General features: G+C 37.3%; 13 protein-coding genes. 7 read left to right on the top strand and 6 right to left on the bottom strand.

What is annotated here, in order from left to right:
* From L647_RS0121180 to L647_RS0121195, 4 genes are all read left to right on the top strand, one after another.
* Window positions 1-435, top strand: a 435-nt coding sequence (locus L647_RS0121180; RefSeq protein WP_024612786.1) for a DUF979 family protein, incomplete at its 5' end; no start/stop codon positions are given.
* A complete protein-coding gene (pcp, locus tag L647_RS0121185; RefSeq protein ID WP_081707005.1) occupies window positions 428-1,096 on the top strand; it encodes a pyroglutamyl-peptidase I in 669 nt (222 codons plus the stop codon). The genes L647_RS0121180 and pcp, both read left to right, overlap by 8 nt.
* A gap of 153 nt (window positions 1,097-1,249) precedes the next feature.
* On the top strand, window positions 1,250-2,923 hold the full coding sequence (asnB, locus tag L647_RS0121190; protein WP_024612788.1) for an asparagine synthase B: 1,674 nt from the start codon (window positions 1,250-1,252) through the stop codon (window positions 2,921-2,923).
* A complete protein-coding gene (locus tag L647_RS0121195) occupies window positions 2,907-3,746 on the top strand; it encodes a PhzF family phenazine biosynthesis protein (RefSeq protein ID WP_024612789.1) in 840 nt (279 codons plus the stop codon). Before asnB ends, L647_RS0121195 begins: the two co-directional genes overlap by 17 nt.
* Window positions 3,747-3,775: 29 nt before the next feature.
* Here L647_RS0121195 and egtD read toward each other — a convergent pair whose 3' ends face one another.
* Together egtD and egtB are read right to left on the bottom strand one after the other, a co-directional pair.
* On the bottom strand, window positions 3,776-4,750 hold the full coding sequence (gene egtD, locus L647_RS0121200; RefSeq protein WP_024612790.1) for an L-histidine N(alpha)-methyltransferase: 975 nt from the start codon (window positions 4,748-4,750) through the stop codon (window positions 3,776-3,778).
* Window positions 4,747-6,042, bottom strand: a complete 1,296-nt coding sequence (gene egtB / locus L647_RS0121205; RefSeq protein ID WP_024612791.1) for an ergothioneine biosynthesis protein EgtB — start codon at window positions 6,040-6,042, stop codon at window positions 4,747-4,749. Before egtB ends, egtD begins: the two co-directional genes overlap by 4 nt.
* Before the next feature lie 461 nt (window positions 6,043-6,503).
* Between egtB and L647_RS0121210 the strand changes: the two genes are divergently transcribed.
* A complete protein-coding gene (locus L647_RS0121210) occupies window positions 6,504-8,084 on the top strand; it encodes a BCCT family transporter (RefSeq protein ID WP_024612792.1) in 1,581 nt (526 codons plus the stop codon).
* Between the two features lie 171 nt (window positions 8,085-8,255).
* Here the strand turns inward: L647_RS0121210 and L647_RS0121215 are convergent, their stop codons facing one another.
* The 3 genes from L647_RS0121215 to L647_RS0121225 form a co-directional block, all read right to left on the bottom strand.
* Window positions 8,256-8,966 (bottom strand): 3'-5' exonuclease, encoded by a 711-nt coding sequence (locus tag L647_RS0121215; protein ID WP_024612793.1) that lies wholly within the window; start codon window positions 8,964-8,966, stop codon window positions 8,256-8,258.
* A gap of 3 nt (window positions 8,967-8,969) precedes the next feature.
* Complete coding sequence (locus L647_RS0121220) at window positions 8,970-10,865, bottom strand: putative nucleotidyltransferase substrate binding domain-containing protein (protein WP_024612794.1); 1,896 nt, start codon at window positions 10,863-10,865, stop codon at window positions 8,970-8,972.
* A gap of 150 nt (window positions 10,866-11,015) precedes the next feature.
* Complete coding sequence (locus L647_RS0121225) at window positions 11,016-12,023, bottom strand: rhodanese-related sulfurtransferase (RefSeq protein WP_024612795.1); 1,008 nt, start codon at window positions 12,021-12,023, stop codon at window positions 11,016-11,018.
* Window positions 12,024-12,232: 209 nt separating this feature from the next.
* Here L647_RS0121225 and L647_RS0121235 point away from each other — a divergent pair, with 209 nt between their 5' ends.
* The gene (locus L647_RS0121235) at window positions 12,233-13,555 is read left to right on the top strand and encodes a DEAD/DEAH box helicase (RefSeq protein ID WP_024612796.1); all 1,323 of its coding nucleotides are present in this window, start codon (window positions 12,233-12,235) and stop codon (window positions 13,553-13,555) included.
* A 2-nt stretch (window positions 13,556-13,557) separates the two neighbouring features.
* The gene (locus tag L647_RS0121240) at window positions 13,558-14,391 is read left to right on the top strand and encodes a S1-like domain-containing RNA-binding protein (protein ID WP_024612797.1); all 834 of its coding nucleotides are present in this window, start codon (window positions 13,558-13,560) and stop codon (window positions 14,389-14,391) included.
* 38 nt (window positions 14,392-14,429) lie between these two features.
* Here the strand turns inward: L647_RS0121240 and L647_RS0121245 are convergent, their stop codons facing one another.
* A complete protein-coding gene (locus L647_RS0121245) occupies window positions 14,430-14,804 on the bottom strand; it encodes a hypothetical protein (RefSeq protein WP_024612798.1) in 375 nt (124 codons plus the stop codon).
* Between the last annotated feature and the right edge of the window lie 40 nt (window positions 14,805-14,844).

The raw sequence follows: 14,844 nt of genomic DNA on the forward strand, positions 1-14,844 counted from the left end.
CCGCAAATGCTAGCCATGCTCGGCGGTGTATTTATCGTCGCGCAAACAGGCGATTCAATCAAAGAATTAGTTACTTTGTTTATCGCGCCTGATAACCGCTTTCTGTTGGTTGTTTTATATTGTGTGGGAATGGCGTTTTTTACCATGATTATGGGTAATGCGTTTGCTGCATTTCCGGTAATGACGGCAGGTATTGCGATGCCATTTTTAATAGAGGGTCACGGCGCAAGCCCTGCACCTTTAGTTGCTCTGGGTATGTATAGCGGCTATTGCGGTACTTTAATGACCCCTATGGCAGCTAATTTTAATATCATTCCTGCGGCATTATTAGACTTAAAAGATAAGTATCATGTAATAAAAGTACAAATTCCTACGGCGATTACTCTTCTCGTCGTCAATATTATTTTAATGTATAGCGTGGTGTTTAATGACTAAATCAACTTCTTCAATGCCGTGTGTTTTAATCACCGGCTTTGCTCCATTTGGTGGCGAAACAGTTAACCCGTCATGGCAAGCAGTGCAAAAACTCGATGAAAGCATCATTATGAAACACCGTGTTTGTACTCTTGAGTTATCGTGTGAGTTTAATACTTCTATCAAAGAGCTTCATCAAGCAATAGAGTCGCATAATCCCAAAGTGGTTATATGTATTGGACAAGCTGGTGGACGCAGTGAAATATCAATTGAGCGTATTGCAATTAATATTGATGATGCTCGCATAAAAGATAACGCAGGTAATCAACCTATCGATATTCCTATAGAAAAAAATGGTCCTGATGCCTATTTCACTAACCTACCTATAAAACGCGTACTGCAAGCATTACATAACAGTAATATACCTGCTGCAATTTCAAATACAGCCGGTACGTATGTCTGCAACCATGTAATGTATGGGCTTATGCATTACATTAATGAGCACTACACAAATATGAAAGGCGGCTTTGTACATATTCCTTATTTACCGAGCCAAGCAGTGCACCACCACGGTGCACCCAGTATGAGTGAAGAAACCGTTATAAACGCACTTAAAGTGATAATAGCGCAAGCTTTGAGCAATGATGTTGATGTTAAAATAGCCGCCGGAACCACACACTAACCGCTTTGGTGCACCAATTTTCACGTTGGTGCATAAATTATTCTTAATTAATTGTAAAAGCAGTGTGACTTGAGTAATTTTTTCTGATAAAACAAGGTTTCGCAGTACAGCAAATTGGCTCTACTGCACACATAATAGGAATGAGGAGTTACTATGTGTTCAATTTTTGGGGTATTAGATATTAAATCTGATCCCGCTCAGTTGCGTACCCAAGCAATTGAAATGTCAAAACTGCTTAGACACCGTGGCCCGGATTGGTCTGGTGTATATGCATCTGAAAAAGCTATTTTAGTGCACGAACGTTTAGCCATTGTTGGCGTATCAAGTGGTGCACAGCCTTTATATAATCCAGAAAAAACCCATATTTTAGCGGTTAATGGCGAAATTTATAATCATAAAGAGCTAGCTGCTAATTTAGAAACAGATTTTACTTTTCAGACTCAATCAGACTGTGAAATTATTTTAGCGCTTTATAAGCAAAAAGGTCCTGACTTTTTAGATGACCTAAATGGTATTTTTGCATTTTGTTTATATGACGAAGAACAAGACGCTTACCTAATTGGTCGCGATCATATCGGTATTATTCCGCTTTACACTGGTCACGATGAGCACGGTAACTTTTATGTTGCCTCAGAGCTAAAAGCGTTATCGCCAATTTGTAAACATATTGAAGAATTTCCTCCAGGTCATTACTTGTACAGTAAAGATGGTAAAGTTACGCCTTATTACAAGCGTGACTGGGAAAGCTTTGATGCAGTTAAAAATAACAGTGCAAAATCAGAAGATGTTAAAGAAGCATTAGAAGCCGCTGTAAAACGCCAACTAATGTGTGATGTACCTTACGGTGTACTACTTTCTGGTGGTTTAGACTCATCTGTTATTTCGGCAATTACACAAAACTTTGCTGCAAAACGAATTGAAGACAACGATGAAAGCGACGCTTGGTGGCCAAAACTACATTCTTTCTCTGTTGGTCTTGAAGGTTCACCTGATTTAGCTGCGGCTCAAAAAGTAGCAGATATGATTGGTACTATTCATCACCCTATTTTGTTTACAATTCAAGAAGGGATTGATGCATTACGTGAGGTGATTTACCACATAGAAACCTACGATGTAACAACTATTCGTGCATCAACACCAATGTACTTAATGGCTCGCCAAATTAAAGCGATGGGCATTAAAATGGTGTTGTCGGGCGAAGGCGCTGATGAGCTATTTGGTGGCTACCTTTATTTCCATAAAGCACCAAACGCACAAGAGTTTCATGAAGAGCTAAATCGTAAAGTATCAAAGCTTCATATGTTTGACTGTTTACGCGCTAATAAATCAATGGCAGCATGGGGCGTAGAAGCACGTGTTCCGTTCCTTGATAAAGAATTTGTTGATGTTGCTATGCGTATTAACCCTGAAGCTAAAATGTGTAAAGATGGTAAAATTGAAAAACACATTTTACGTGAAGGTTTTGAAGGCTACTTACCTGATGAAGTTTTATGGCGTCAAAAAGAGCAGTTTTCTGATGGTGTAGGCTACAGCTGGATTGATACATTAAAAGAGTTTGTAAATGAGCAAGTAAGCGATCAAGAGCTTGCAAATGCGAAATTTAAATACCCTATTAATACGCCAGATTCTAAAGAAGCATATTACTATCGCTCAATTTTTGAATCTCACTTCCCAGGTGATGCATCGGCTAAATGTGTACCGCATGGTAAGTCGGTAGCGTGTTCAACTCCTGAAGCACTTGCATGGGACGCATCGTTCCAAAATAATGCAGATCCTTCAGGTCGTGCTGCAGGTATTCATAACGACGCCTATGCAAGCAAAGGCTAAACGCGTTAATTGTACGCTGCATAAATCATTTTTATTTATGCAGCGTTTTATTTTTCATATTTCAGAGCGAACTGTTTTTTCATACAAAAAAAATAACTTAAGCGGCTCTAGCGCATTAATTGTTATTTATAAGACCGGTTTAACCTCAAAAATGATGCAGCGCATTGCCGCAGCAACTCATCACCCTGCTACCGTATTTTTAAACAAAGCTAATACAAACAAACCCATGTGTCAAATTCGCTGGTTTAATCAACTTAATGAAATTAAACGCTGCGGACACGGCACGCTCGCTGCAGCAAATTATTTATTAGAATCTCAACCTTATTGCCCTAAAGTGTTTATTTCAAATAGTAACGAACGATTTTCAATTAAGGTTAAACGCGCCGCCGCACAACTTGAGCTACTAACAATTAATGCCACTACATTTGCTGCTGATAAATTACTGCAAAGTATTATTAATACGCCTATTAAAGCTGCGTTTAAAACTGCACCTAAAAATGGCTATACGGTGATTTTAATAGATGAAAAAGTAGATTTAAAAAATCTTGATGTTGATATTAATGCTATTGAGCAATCACAAAAAAACGCGGTAATTATTATGCAAATAAAAAGTGCTAATACGCAGCAGTCTAATGTCTACTTTCGCTATTTTGCGCCGCAATTTGGTGTAAATGAAGACAGTGCGACAGGTTCAGCCGTATCTGTTATTGCCCAAGTCGTTTTTAGACTATCCGGTTTAAAGTCGGGTTTACTTATTCAGCAATCAGCCAGTGGCGCTTTGCTTAACTATGCGTTAAACAAAAGCCGAGTACTGGTTTATTAGAGCATGTTTATTTAAGTGAATATGAAGCCTTATGCGGGTCTTAATAAGCACAAAGCAAAATAACCTTGATCATCTTGCCAAGTATTTTGTAATGTAAGCCCTGCTTGCCCAGCAAGCTCTGTGAACGACTCTACGGTATACTTATGTGAGTTTTCAGTATGAATACTCTCACCTTTTTTAAAGTCTATTTGCTGAGCGTTAATAGTAACTGATTGGTCGCACATGCTAACTAAGTGCATTTCTATTTTGCTATGTACTTCGTTAAAACGTGATTGATGCCCAAATTGAGTTAAATCAAAATTTGCATTTAACTCATTATTAATTCTCTCAAGTAAATTTTTATTAAATGCTTCGGTTACGCCAGCTTTATCATCGTAAGCATCAAGTAATACTTGGCGCTCTTTTACTAAATCAATCCCTATTAACACATAACCATTTACACCACATAACCGGTGAAAGTTACTCATTATTTCGATGGCTTTAACAGGTGAAAAGTTACCAAGTGTAGAGCCTGGAAAATACACCAAGTTAGTTTGGCTGTCTAAAGCGGTATCTTTAGTTAACTGCTTGACCATTTGGCTATGTGTAAAGTCACCTAATAAAGGTGAAATGGCGAGTTCAGGAAACAACGGTGATAAATGTGCTAATGAATAACTTAGCATTTCTTCAGATATTTCAAATGGAACAAACGTTTTTACGTTTGCCATATGCGCTAATAAATACGCTACTTTTTTACCGGAGCCACAACCTGGTTCAATAATAGAGAGGTTTTCAGGGAGCATTTGTGCAATTGCTTGTGAATACGCCTCTAAAATAGAAAGCTCAGTGCGTGTTACATAATACTCTTGCAGGGTTGTTATTTGTTCAAACAACGCAGCGCCTTTGTCATCATAAAAATATTTACACGGAAGTGTTTTTTGTTGTTGAGTTAATCCATCTAAAACATCATTTAAAAATTCAGTGTCGGTTACATTACTTTGTTTTATTGCTGTTACTTGACTCATACTTTATCCTTCGCCAGTCTTATTCCACTACACATCCACGCCTGATGCGGATAATAAAAATTTCTGTACGTATTACGTAAATGATTTTGAGGGGTAAATACACACCCACCACGTAATACCATTTGATTGGTCATAAATTTGCCGTTGTACTCCCCTGCAACCCCTTCTATGGGTTTAAAACCAGGGTATGGTAAGTATGCGCTGTTTGTCCATTGCCAGCATGCATCTGCTAATTGCTCTATGCTATTTGATTCTGTATGAGGGCTTGGCATAAGTTGGTTTTGCTCTGCACTATCAATCTTGCAATTTTGAGCTGCATATTCCCATTCAAATTCGGTCGGTAATCGTGCATTCGCAAAATTTGCATACGCACTTGCTTCAAAGTAACTAACATGACAAACCGGTGCATTTAAATTAAGCGGCTGTAATCCATAGTGTGTAAATTCAAACCATTCGTCATTTATACAGTGCCAATATAAAGGATGGCTCAAATTATTAGTTTGAATATTTGCCCAACCGTCACTTAACCAATACTGAGGGTTGTTATAAGCACCGCTGTTTATAAATGCTAAATATTCTGCATTAGTCACTAACCGATTAGCAAAACTAAATGGGTGTATTAACACTTGGTGTTTAGGTTGCTCGTTATCGTAAGCAAATTCAGCCTCGCTTTTTAAATTAATATTGGTCCCCACATCTGTACCAATATTAATTATTGCTTGTTCAAAATCGAAAAAATTGATTGGCTTTACACAAGGCTCATCAGTTAATTTGAGTGGTTTTTCTGACTCGTATGTTGGGAAAAGCGGATTAACCGAAAAGTTATATTTAATATCCATAAGCATGAGCTCTTGATGTTGTTGCTCATGATTAAGTCCAAGTGTAACTATTTGCTTAAGTGTTTCGCTGGAGTCTGACTGCAATAATTCAATAACGGCGTTATCAACATACTCTCTATATGCAATTACATCATCTAGACTTGGCCTAGATAAGCTGCCTCTGTTAGCGCGCGTAAACTGCTCGCCAATACCATTATAGTAAGAATTAAATAACACTTTAAATTTTGGGTTAAATAGAGTGTATTGAGTGCAATGCGCTGTGAGTAAAAATGTTTCAAAAAACCACGTTGTATGGGCAAGGTGCCACTTACTTGGGCTAGCATCTGGCATTGCTTGCAATTGGCAATCCTCGGCTGATAACTCTTTTACAATAGCCATACTTTGGCTGCGAACAGACTTAAAGTAATAAGCGAGTTCATGCTCATTATAATTTTTTTTAATGTGAGAATTCATAGTAATACTTTAGTCCTTTGTCTATTCTTAGTTAAAATATAGCTTACTGTAGTGTTAAATCATATTCATATTACAATCTGATTAAAGGTTTTTATTAACGTGTAAATCAGGACGCTTAATATACATATTTAAAAAATATTTATAAAAAACTGATCTAATTTCACATTAATACAGTAGCCATTACTTTAAGTAACAAACTAAATTTTAATGCTCGCTGAATTTGATTTTTATTTTTGTAAAGTAAAAAAATCGTAAGTATGGCTATAATATCAGCGTTTTAAGTACAAAATCATTTACATTTAATATTTAACTCATACACTAGTAGCTGTATGATCACGCTTCAAATTAGTTAGTCTTCAAATAAAATTAAGCATCTATTCTTACTTTGTATTTAAAGATTAATGTAATTAGATAGAACCCGGTTGTAAACCGGCTTGTTAGGACAACAAAAGAGGTATTGCATGAGCGAAAATCATGACAAGTATAGTATTGACAATACGGACTACACCGTAGGTCAAGACAATGTGCAAAAATGGGGGTTTGATATACATAATCCTGTTTTTGGAATTAGTGCGGGCCTGATTGTCATTTTTTTAGTCGCCATTCTCGTTACAGATCCACAAACTGCAAAATCTGCACTTGATGGTGTAAAACTCGATATTATTAATAATTTTGATGCCCTATTTATGTGGGCTGCTAACTTCTTCGTTATTTTTTGTTTAGCACTTATAGTTTCTCCTTACGGTAAAATTCGCTTAGGTGGCGATGATGCTAAGCCTTCATATTCTCGCGTATCATGGCTTGCTATGTTATTTGCCGCAGGCATGGGTATAGGCTTAATGTTTTGGGGTGTTGCTGAACCAGTTGCTTACTTTACTGGCTGGTACGAAACACCACTGAACGTAACACCTAATACACCAGAGGCTGCAAAACTAGCAATGGGCGCTACAATGTTCCATTGGGGTCTACACCCTTGGGCTATTTATGCTGTAGTTGGCTTATCTTTATCATTTTTTACTTACAACAAAGGTTTACCTCTTTCTATTCGCTCAATATTTTATCCAATATTAGGCGATAAAGCATGGGGCTGGCCTGGTCATATCATCGATATTTTAGCTGTACTTGCCACGTTGTTTGGTCTTGCGACTTCTTTAGGTTTAGGAGCACAACAAGCATCTGCGGGTATTAACCATGTATTTGGTCTTGAGGGCGGAATTGGCTCGCAAATTTTGGTTATTGTTGGTGTAACAATGCTCGCTATTATCTCGGTTGTTCGTGGTATTGATGGCGGTGTTAAATTACTCAGTAACGTGAATATGCTTATTGCTTTTGCACTACTTATATTTGTTTGTTTAGTTGGTTTTGCTGTTGCTGTGGGAAACATTCCTACTACCTTTATGGGTTATGTAGAAAATATCATCCCGTTAAGTAACCCACATGGTCGTGAAGACGAAACATGGATGCATGGCTGGACTGTGTTTTACTGGGCTTGGTGGATTTCCTGGTCACCGTTTGTAGGTATGTTTATAGCACGAGTATCACGCGGTCGTACTATTCGTGAGTTCTTAATTGCGGTATTACTTATTCCTACATTAGTGACTGTGCTATGGATGTCGATTTATGGCGGTATTGCTATTGAGCAGGTTGTACAAGGCGTTGGCGCGCTTGGTACTAATGGTCTAACCGATGTACCTATGGCCATGTTCCAAATGCTTGATGAATTACCTATGTCGAACATTTTATCGGTAATTGCTGTTATTTTAGTATTGGTGTTTTTTATTACGTCATCTGACTCTGGCTCATTAGTAATTGATTCAATTACTGCTGGCGGTAAAATAGATGCACCTATACCACAACGTATATTTTGGGCATCTATTGAAGGTGCTATTGCAGCTGCTTTACTTTGGATTGGTGGTACACAAGCAATTGAAGCACTACAAGCGGGTGCAGTATCAACCGGCTTACCATTTACAATTGTGTTGTTATTTATGTGTGTTAGCTTAATTTTAGGATTAAGAACAGAACCCCGTCTAAATAAATAATACAGACTATAAGTTACAAAAACGCCGCAAATTTTGCGGCGTTTTTTTTATTTAAATTATTACTTATTAATAAAAGTCAGTTATACCAACTTGCTTAAATATGCGGTTATTTAACGACGTTATAGAGTGATTTAATTCGCTAAATTATTCAAATGCTTATACTGATTGGTACTATTCCCACAACTCCGATATGGGTGTTTCTAATTTGTAATGATGGCTTAACTGCGCTTGTAATAATTCAGCCGTTGCTAACGCATCTGTTAAAGCATTATGATTTTTATAGGCTGGTAATGAATAACGCTCACGACAGTGCGTTAATCTAAGTGAACCAAGGTTTGTATTAAATAGCTTACCTAATAAACCCTGCCTTGCTTCTAACGCTTTTCGCTCGATATCCATAGTATCAACAAGTGCAAACTCAATACCTTCTTTAAGCCTTAACAATAATGCATTATTTAAAAATTGACGCTCTATTGCAGCGTAATGCACAACAACTACTTTCCCACTTAAAGCCTGAAGTAACGGCTCAATAATTCTATTAAAATCAGGTGCATCGTCAACTTCTGAGTGTGTTATTCCATGTATTACAATAGATTCTTCATGCAAATTTCGACGTGGTTGAACAACCCAGTGTCTGCTGTGTTTACAGTAAATACGTTGAAAATTAAACGGCACTAAACCAACACTGACTATGTCGTCGTTTTTACTATTTAAGCCCGTAGTTTCAAAATCCATTGCAACAAAAGGAACATCCTTAATTGCAGCTAAGGGTTGATTAAATGCTGACGAGTAAAAGTTTTTTAACACTTTATTTTCAGTACTATTTATTAGCTGTTCATAGCGAGTTGACCAATCTATAACCGCACTTTTTTTAAAAACCATAGCCTATTTAACACCTGAGTTAGCAGAATAACTAAACTTTAAATAGCTTTGTGCTTTTTCGAGTATCGCAAATGCCTCTTTCAAATTACGTTGTTCAAAAGGTGAAAGCTGGCGTGGATCTAGATTATTATCGGGCTCTTCGCCCTTTTCTATTTGCCATGCTTGATGACGAATTCTCATCATTGCAATATATTCAAGCGCATCTCGTAAGTCTTGTGCTTTACCTTCAGGTAACAGATTCGCTTCAATAATATCTTCTAATCGTTCGAACGAATTTTGTTTACGTGAACCAACCGCAAGTGCATGCACTCGGATAACGTCAGAGAGCGGTGCAGTCCCTCTTCGCTTTAAGTTCATAGAATGCTTATGTTGACCATTATGCTCCATTACAAAGCCTTTAAAAAAGCCAAGCGGTGGTGTTCTATTTCGTGCATTAGATGCCATATTAGCTAAAAATAAGCGGTTAATTTTACTTTGTTTAGCTATAAATATTTTAAGCTCATCAGCCCATTTTGTTTTACCCCAAACGCCATCTAAATCAAAAAATATTGAGCTATTGAGTAAAGCTTGAGGTTTAGGCTGAGCCATCCAACCTGCAAATTGGTCAAACCATTCTGAACGCGTTTTACGCCATTTTTTAAACGACGCCATTATTTCTCCATCACAGTAGGTGTAACCACACTGCGCTAGACCATCACAAACAAAGTCTGAAATATTTTGAAAATACTCGTTATGTTTTTCATCATCGTAACTATCATCTAAAATAAGCGCGTTATCTTGATCCGTTACGATTAATTGCTCATCGCGCGCCATTGACCCTAATGCTATAAAACAATAAGGCACAGGTGCTGGACCAAATTTATCCTCGGCTAAACCTAAAAGACGTTGCTTAAATGTACGCCCTATAACGGCCATAGCGGTGCCAATCATATGTGAATTTGCGTCTTCATTAACCATACGAACAAATACATTGGGTAATTGGCGAGCATAATGCGCTAAGTCTTCTATTGATTGCTGAGCAAGAATACCCCGTACAAGTAAAAGACTACTTTGTGACTCATAGCGTAAAATATCAGAAAGCGATATAACGCCAATAGGACGTCGCTTTTGTACAACTGGCAAATGATGCAAATTATCTCTTAGCATAGCAAGTACGGCTTCGAATACGTAAGAGTTAGCATCTAAAAGCACTAAGTTTGTAGACATAATATCTTGTGCTTGAGTATCAAAAGCGAGCCCTTGGGCAACTACCTTTGAGCGTAAATCTCGATCGGTAATTATACCAACAACTTGTCCATCATCTTCCTCTGGATCGTCGTTAATGGGTTTATTTATATCAGTAACTAATACAGATGAAACAGCTTCTTCTGTCATTAGTTTTGCTATATCTTGAATCGTTGAAGTTGTATTTACGGTCACTACATCACGGTGGATAAGCGATTTTACTTTTGCAGTTGTTAAGTCATTACTGTCGGCTTGTTCTACAATTGCTTGATGTAGGCGCACATTACCATCGGTTTCGAAGTAGTCAGCAAACGCGTCAAACTCATCGCAATAACGATTAAATAATTCCACATTAATGCAATACACTAATGAATCTTCAAGAGCCGTTGCAGGGAAACGAACTTTGCGGTTCATTAACAATCCCATTTGCCCAAAAATACCACCAACAGATAAGCGATTATAAAGCTCTCCATTTCGACGATACATTTCGACCGAACCACTCCTAACCACATACAAATCAGCAATATCTTTACCAAAGTGCAAAATTTCGGTTTGCGCTCTAAAATAGGTAACTTCGACTTGCTGTGCCAATTCGTTAAGTGCTTTATTTGGCAAATCGTCAAAAGGTGGGTGTTGTGCTAAAAATTGCGCTATTTCAACTTGTTCGGCTTGCATAAATGCCTTCCTGCGTAGTGCTTTAAAATCACTGGTTATTGTTTGCAGATTAACATTATCAATTAGAGGTTAAAACAATTAACGTACTATTTTAAATACAAAAAAAAGAGCCTATAAAGACTCTTCTATAATCACACTTGATGTGATGTATTATTTACCGCGCTGAGCTTCTTTATGTGCTTTTTTAGCATCTTTACGTTGTTGTAAAACTGCCTGTGCTTCGCTGCCAATGTGGCCTTCACCACGGGCTTGCGCGAGCTCTATCTGTTTTTGGCGCTCTGCAAAGCGTTCGCGCTGTTCATCAGTTACTTCTTCAATGCAATGATGGCAAGATACACCTTCCATGTATTCAGGCTTTAATTTTTCTTCTTCTGTGATTGGCATGCGACAGGCGTGACATTGATCATAAGAGCCTTTTTGTAAGTCGTGATCAACCGCTACACGATTATCAAATACAAAACACTCGCCTTCCCACATTGTTTCTTCTTTTGGCACTTCTTCTAGGTATTTTAAAATACCACCTTCAAGATGATATACCTCATCAAAGCCCTGCTCTTTCATATACGCAGTTGATTTTTCACAGCGAATACCGCCAGTACAAAACATAGCCACTTTTTTATGTTTTTCAGGGTCTAAGTTTTCTTTTGCCCACTGAGGAAACTCACGAAATGTTTTAGTGTTTGGATCGACTGCGTTTTGAAAAGTACCAATTTCTATCTCGTAATCATTACGAGTATCAATAAGTATAACGTCAGGGTCTGATATTAACGCATTCCACTCATTAGGCTTAACATAACTACCGACTACTTTAAGTGGATCTATCCCTTCAACACCCATTGTTACTATTTCATTTTTAAGCTTTACTTTTGTACGATAGAACGGACATTCATCATCATAAGACTCTTTGCTTACAATATTATTAAGATTTGGTTGTTTACCTAACCATGTTAGGAGGTTATCTATGCCTTCACGCTTTGCCGAAACAGTACCGTTAATACCTTCAGCAGCAATAAGTAAAGTGCCACGAACTTCGTTCGCTTCCATTACTTCTAGTAATGGTTTTCTGAGTGCTTCATACTCAGGTAAAGCTACAAACTTATACATTGCGCACACAACAAAGTGATCCTTTGTTACATCATTTTTATTAACAGCTGTCATCTTATTTCCTATTTTGCTTTTAGTTGCCACAATTGGCATTTACCGAATCGTAAATCCGGCGCATATGGGGCGCGTATTTTACGCTTTTTAAGATTAAATGCAAAAAATAGCCCTATAATTTGCATTTTACTGTTAGCGACCTACCTGTGTAAGCTATAATGCGCTGATAAATTTATAGACTTAATTTGCTCATTTTGGAGAAACACACATTGCAGTTTACTGATCTTGGGATTGATACACGCCTTGAAACACAACTAGCACATCAAGGGATCACCCAGCCCACCGACATTCAAGCTCATGCAGTGCCTACAGCACTTGCAGGGTATGATATTTTCGCTCAGTCTAAAACTGGGTCGGGCAAAACCTTGGCGTTTTTATTACCCGCTGTTCAACGGGTTATGAAACAAAAAGCACTCAGTAAACGCGATCCCCGTGTACTTATTGTTGCTCCTACTCGTGAGCTTGCTACGCAAGTATTTACACAACTTCGTTTATTAATTGCAGGCACAAATATTAAGGCTGTAAAAATATTAGGCGGGGAAAACTTTAACGATCAAATAAAAGCATTAAGAAATGACCCACAGTTTGTAGTTGCTACACCGGGTCGTTTAGCTGATCATATTACAAAACGCTCACTACAACTAAGTGGCTTAGAGTTACTTATTTTTGATGAAGCCGACCGTATTTTAGATTTAGGTTTCACCGAACAACTAAAAATGATTAACGAGCAAGCTAATCACCGTTTGCGCCAAACGTTATTGTTTTCAGCCACACTTGACCATGCTCAAGTTGACGCTCTGTCACGTAATTTATTAAAAAAACCAAAACAAATTACATTAAGCGCCGCAAACGAGCAACATAGCGATATTAAACAAACTTTATATTTAGCCGACCACCTTGATCATAAAGAAGCATTACTTGAACACTTTTTGAATCAAGATAACGTAGGTCAATGTATTATATTTACTGCAACACGAGCAGATACGAGTCGCTTAAGTGAAGCCCTTAACGCTAAAGGTTTTAAGTCTGTAGCGCTTGCGGGTGACCTTACGCAAAATAAACGTCTCGATATTATGGACTCGTTTAGTCGCGAAAACTTTAAAATATTAATAACAACAGATGTAGCATCACGTGGCTTAGATTTATTAAGCGTAACGCACGTTATTAACTTTGATTTACCAAAACACGCCGAAGAATATGTTCACCGAATAGGCAGAACCGGTCGTGCTGGTTTTAAAGGTAATGCACTCTCACTTGTTGGTCCTAAAGATTGGGCTAGTTATTTAGCGATAAAAGCATTCTTGAATGACGAATTAAATTTTGCGAGTATTGATGGTTTAAAAGCTAAATTTAAAGGGATTAAAGAGAAAAAACCTGAATCTACCTTTAAAAAAGAAAAAATAGTTGCTGTTAAAAAGCCATTATTTAAACGTAAAGCAAAGCCTAAAAAGCCATCTGCCCCAATTAAAGCACCTATGAACATAGATGGTGACACACCTATGCGCCGTAAAAAAAAGCCTGAGCAGGAATAATTATGAGTTACCTTGGAACAACACAAACCTTATTTGTAAAAGAAGTGAGCAATGAAGGTGCTTACCTTGATGGTCATGATTTAGGCGAGGTTTTTTTACCAAAACAAGAAATAAAACATGAGCTAGAAGCTGGCGATAGCATTAGTGTATTTATATATTTAGATAATGCTAATTTAGCTACAGCTACGATTAAAAAACCACATGCACAAGTTGGTGAATACGCCCTACTTCGTGTTAAAGAAATAAATAGCATTGGTGCATTTTTAGATTGGGGTTTAGAGAAAGACGTTCTTGCTCCTTTTAACGAACAAAAGCCACGCATGCAAGAAGGTCACTCTTATTTAGTACGCTTGTACCTTGATAATGCAAGCCAACGTATTTGTGCTTCAAACAACTTTAACCGCTTTTTGTCAAAAGATGAGCCAGAATATACTCACTTACAAGAAGTAGACATAATTGTAGCGGGTAAAACTGATATTGGTTATAAAGTGTTAATTGAAGAATCACACTTTGGCGTTGTATTTTACAATATGGTATTTAAAAGCTTATTTGTCGGGCAAAAGCTCAAAGGTTTCATTCAAAAAGTTCGTGATGACGGTAAGATTGACGTAGTACTTGAAAAACCAGGCATGGGTAAAGTAAGTGACCTTGGTGAAACTATTATGCAAAAGCTTAAAAATGAAGGTGGTGTAATACCACTAGGTGATAAGTCTGATCCTGAAGCAATAAAAAAGATGTTTTCAACCAGTAAAGCTAATTATAAAAAAGCAATTGGTGGGTTATTTAAACAAGAATTAATAGATATTGAAGCGAAATCCATTCGCTTAAAATCTTAATTTGAGTAACCGATTTTACTTATTATAAAGGTTTGTTACTAACCTAGAATATATTTATAAGGCAATGTACATTGCGTATATTGCCTTGAATAATCAAGAACTTCTATTTCTGACTCTAAGTTTAGCGGTGCTAAACGAAAAATTTTCCTTTCACATTCTATCTTTGTTGCATCAAGCTTAGATAAACATTCATCCACGCTTATATGTTGAAAGCTTAAGGTTTCTTCGTTTTTGTAACATAAGTGATGTGCATAGTTTTGCATTGTGTGTTTAAAATCGAACATATCGACTGGATAAGCCGATATCATATCCGTTACGACTGTAACACCATCATATGCCTTATTAGAAAAAACATACTTGTTTACTGAGAAACCCGCAATAATAAGAACTACAGAGCTAAAAAATAACTTCAAAACAAACCCCTACTGCATTTTATTTTATTAATGTAACATA

It is taken from the genome of Pseudoalteromonas sp. TB64, assembly GCF_000498095.1.
Taxonomy (GTDB): domain Bacteria; phylum Pseudomonadota; class Gammaproteobacteria; order Enterobacterales; family Alteromonadaceae; genus Pseudoalteromonas.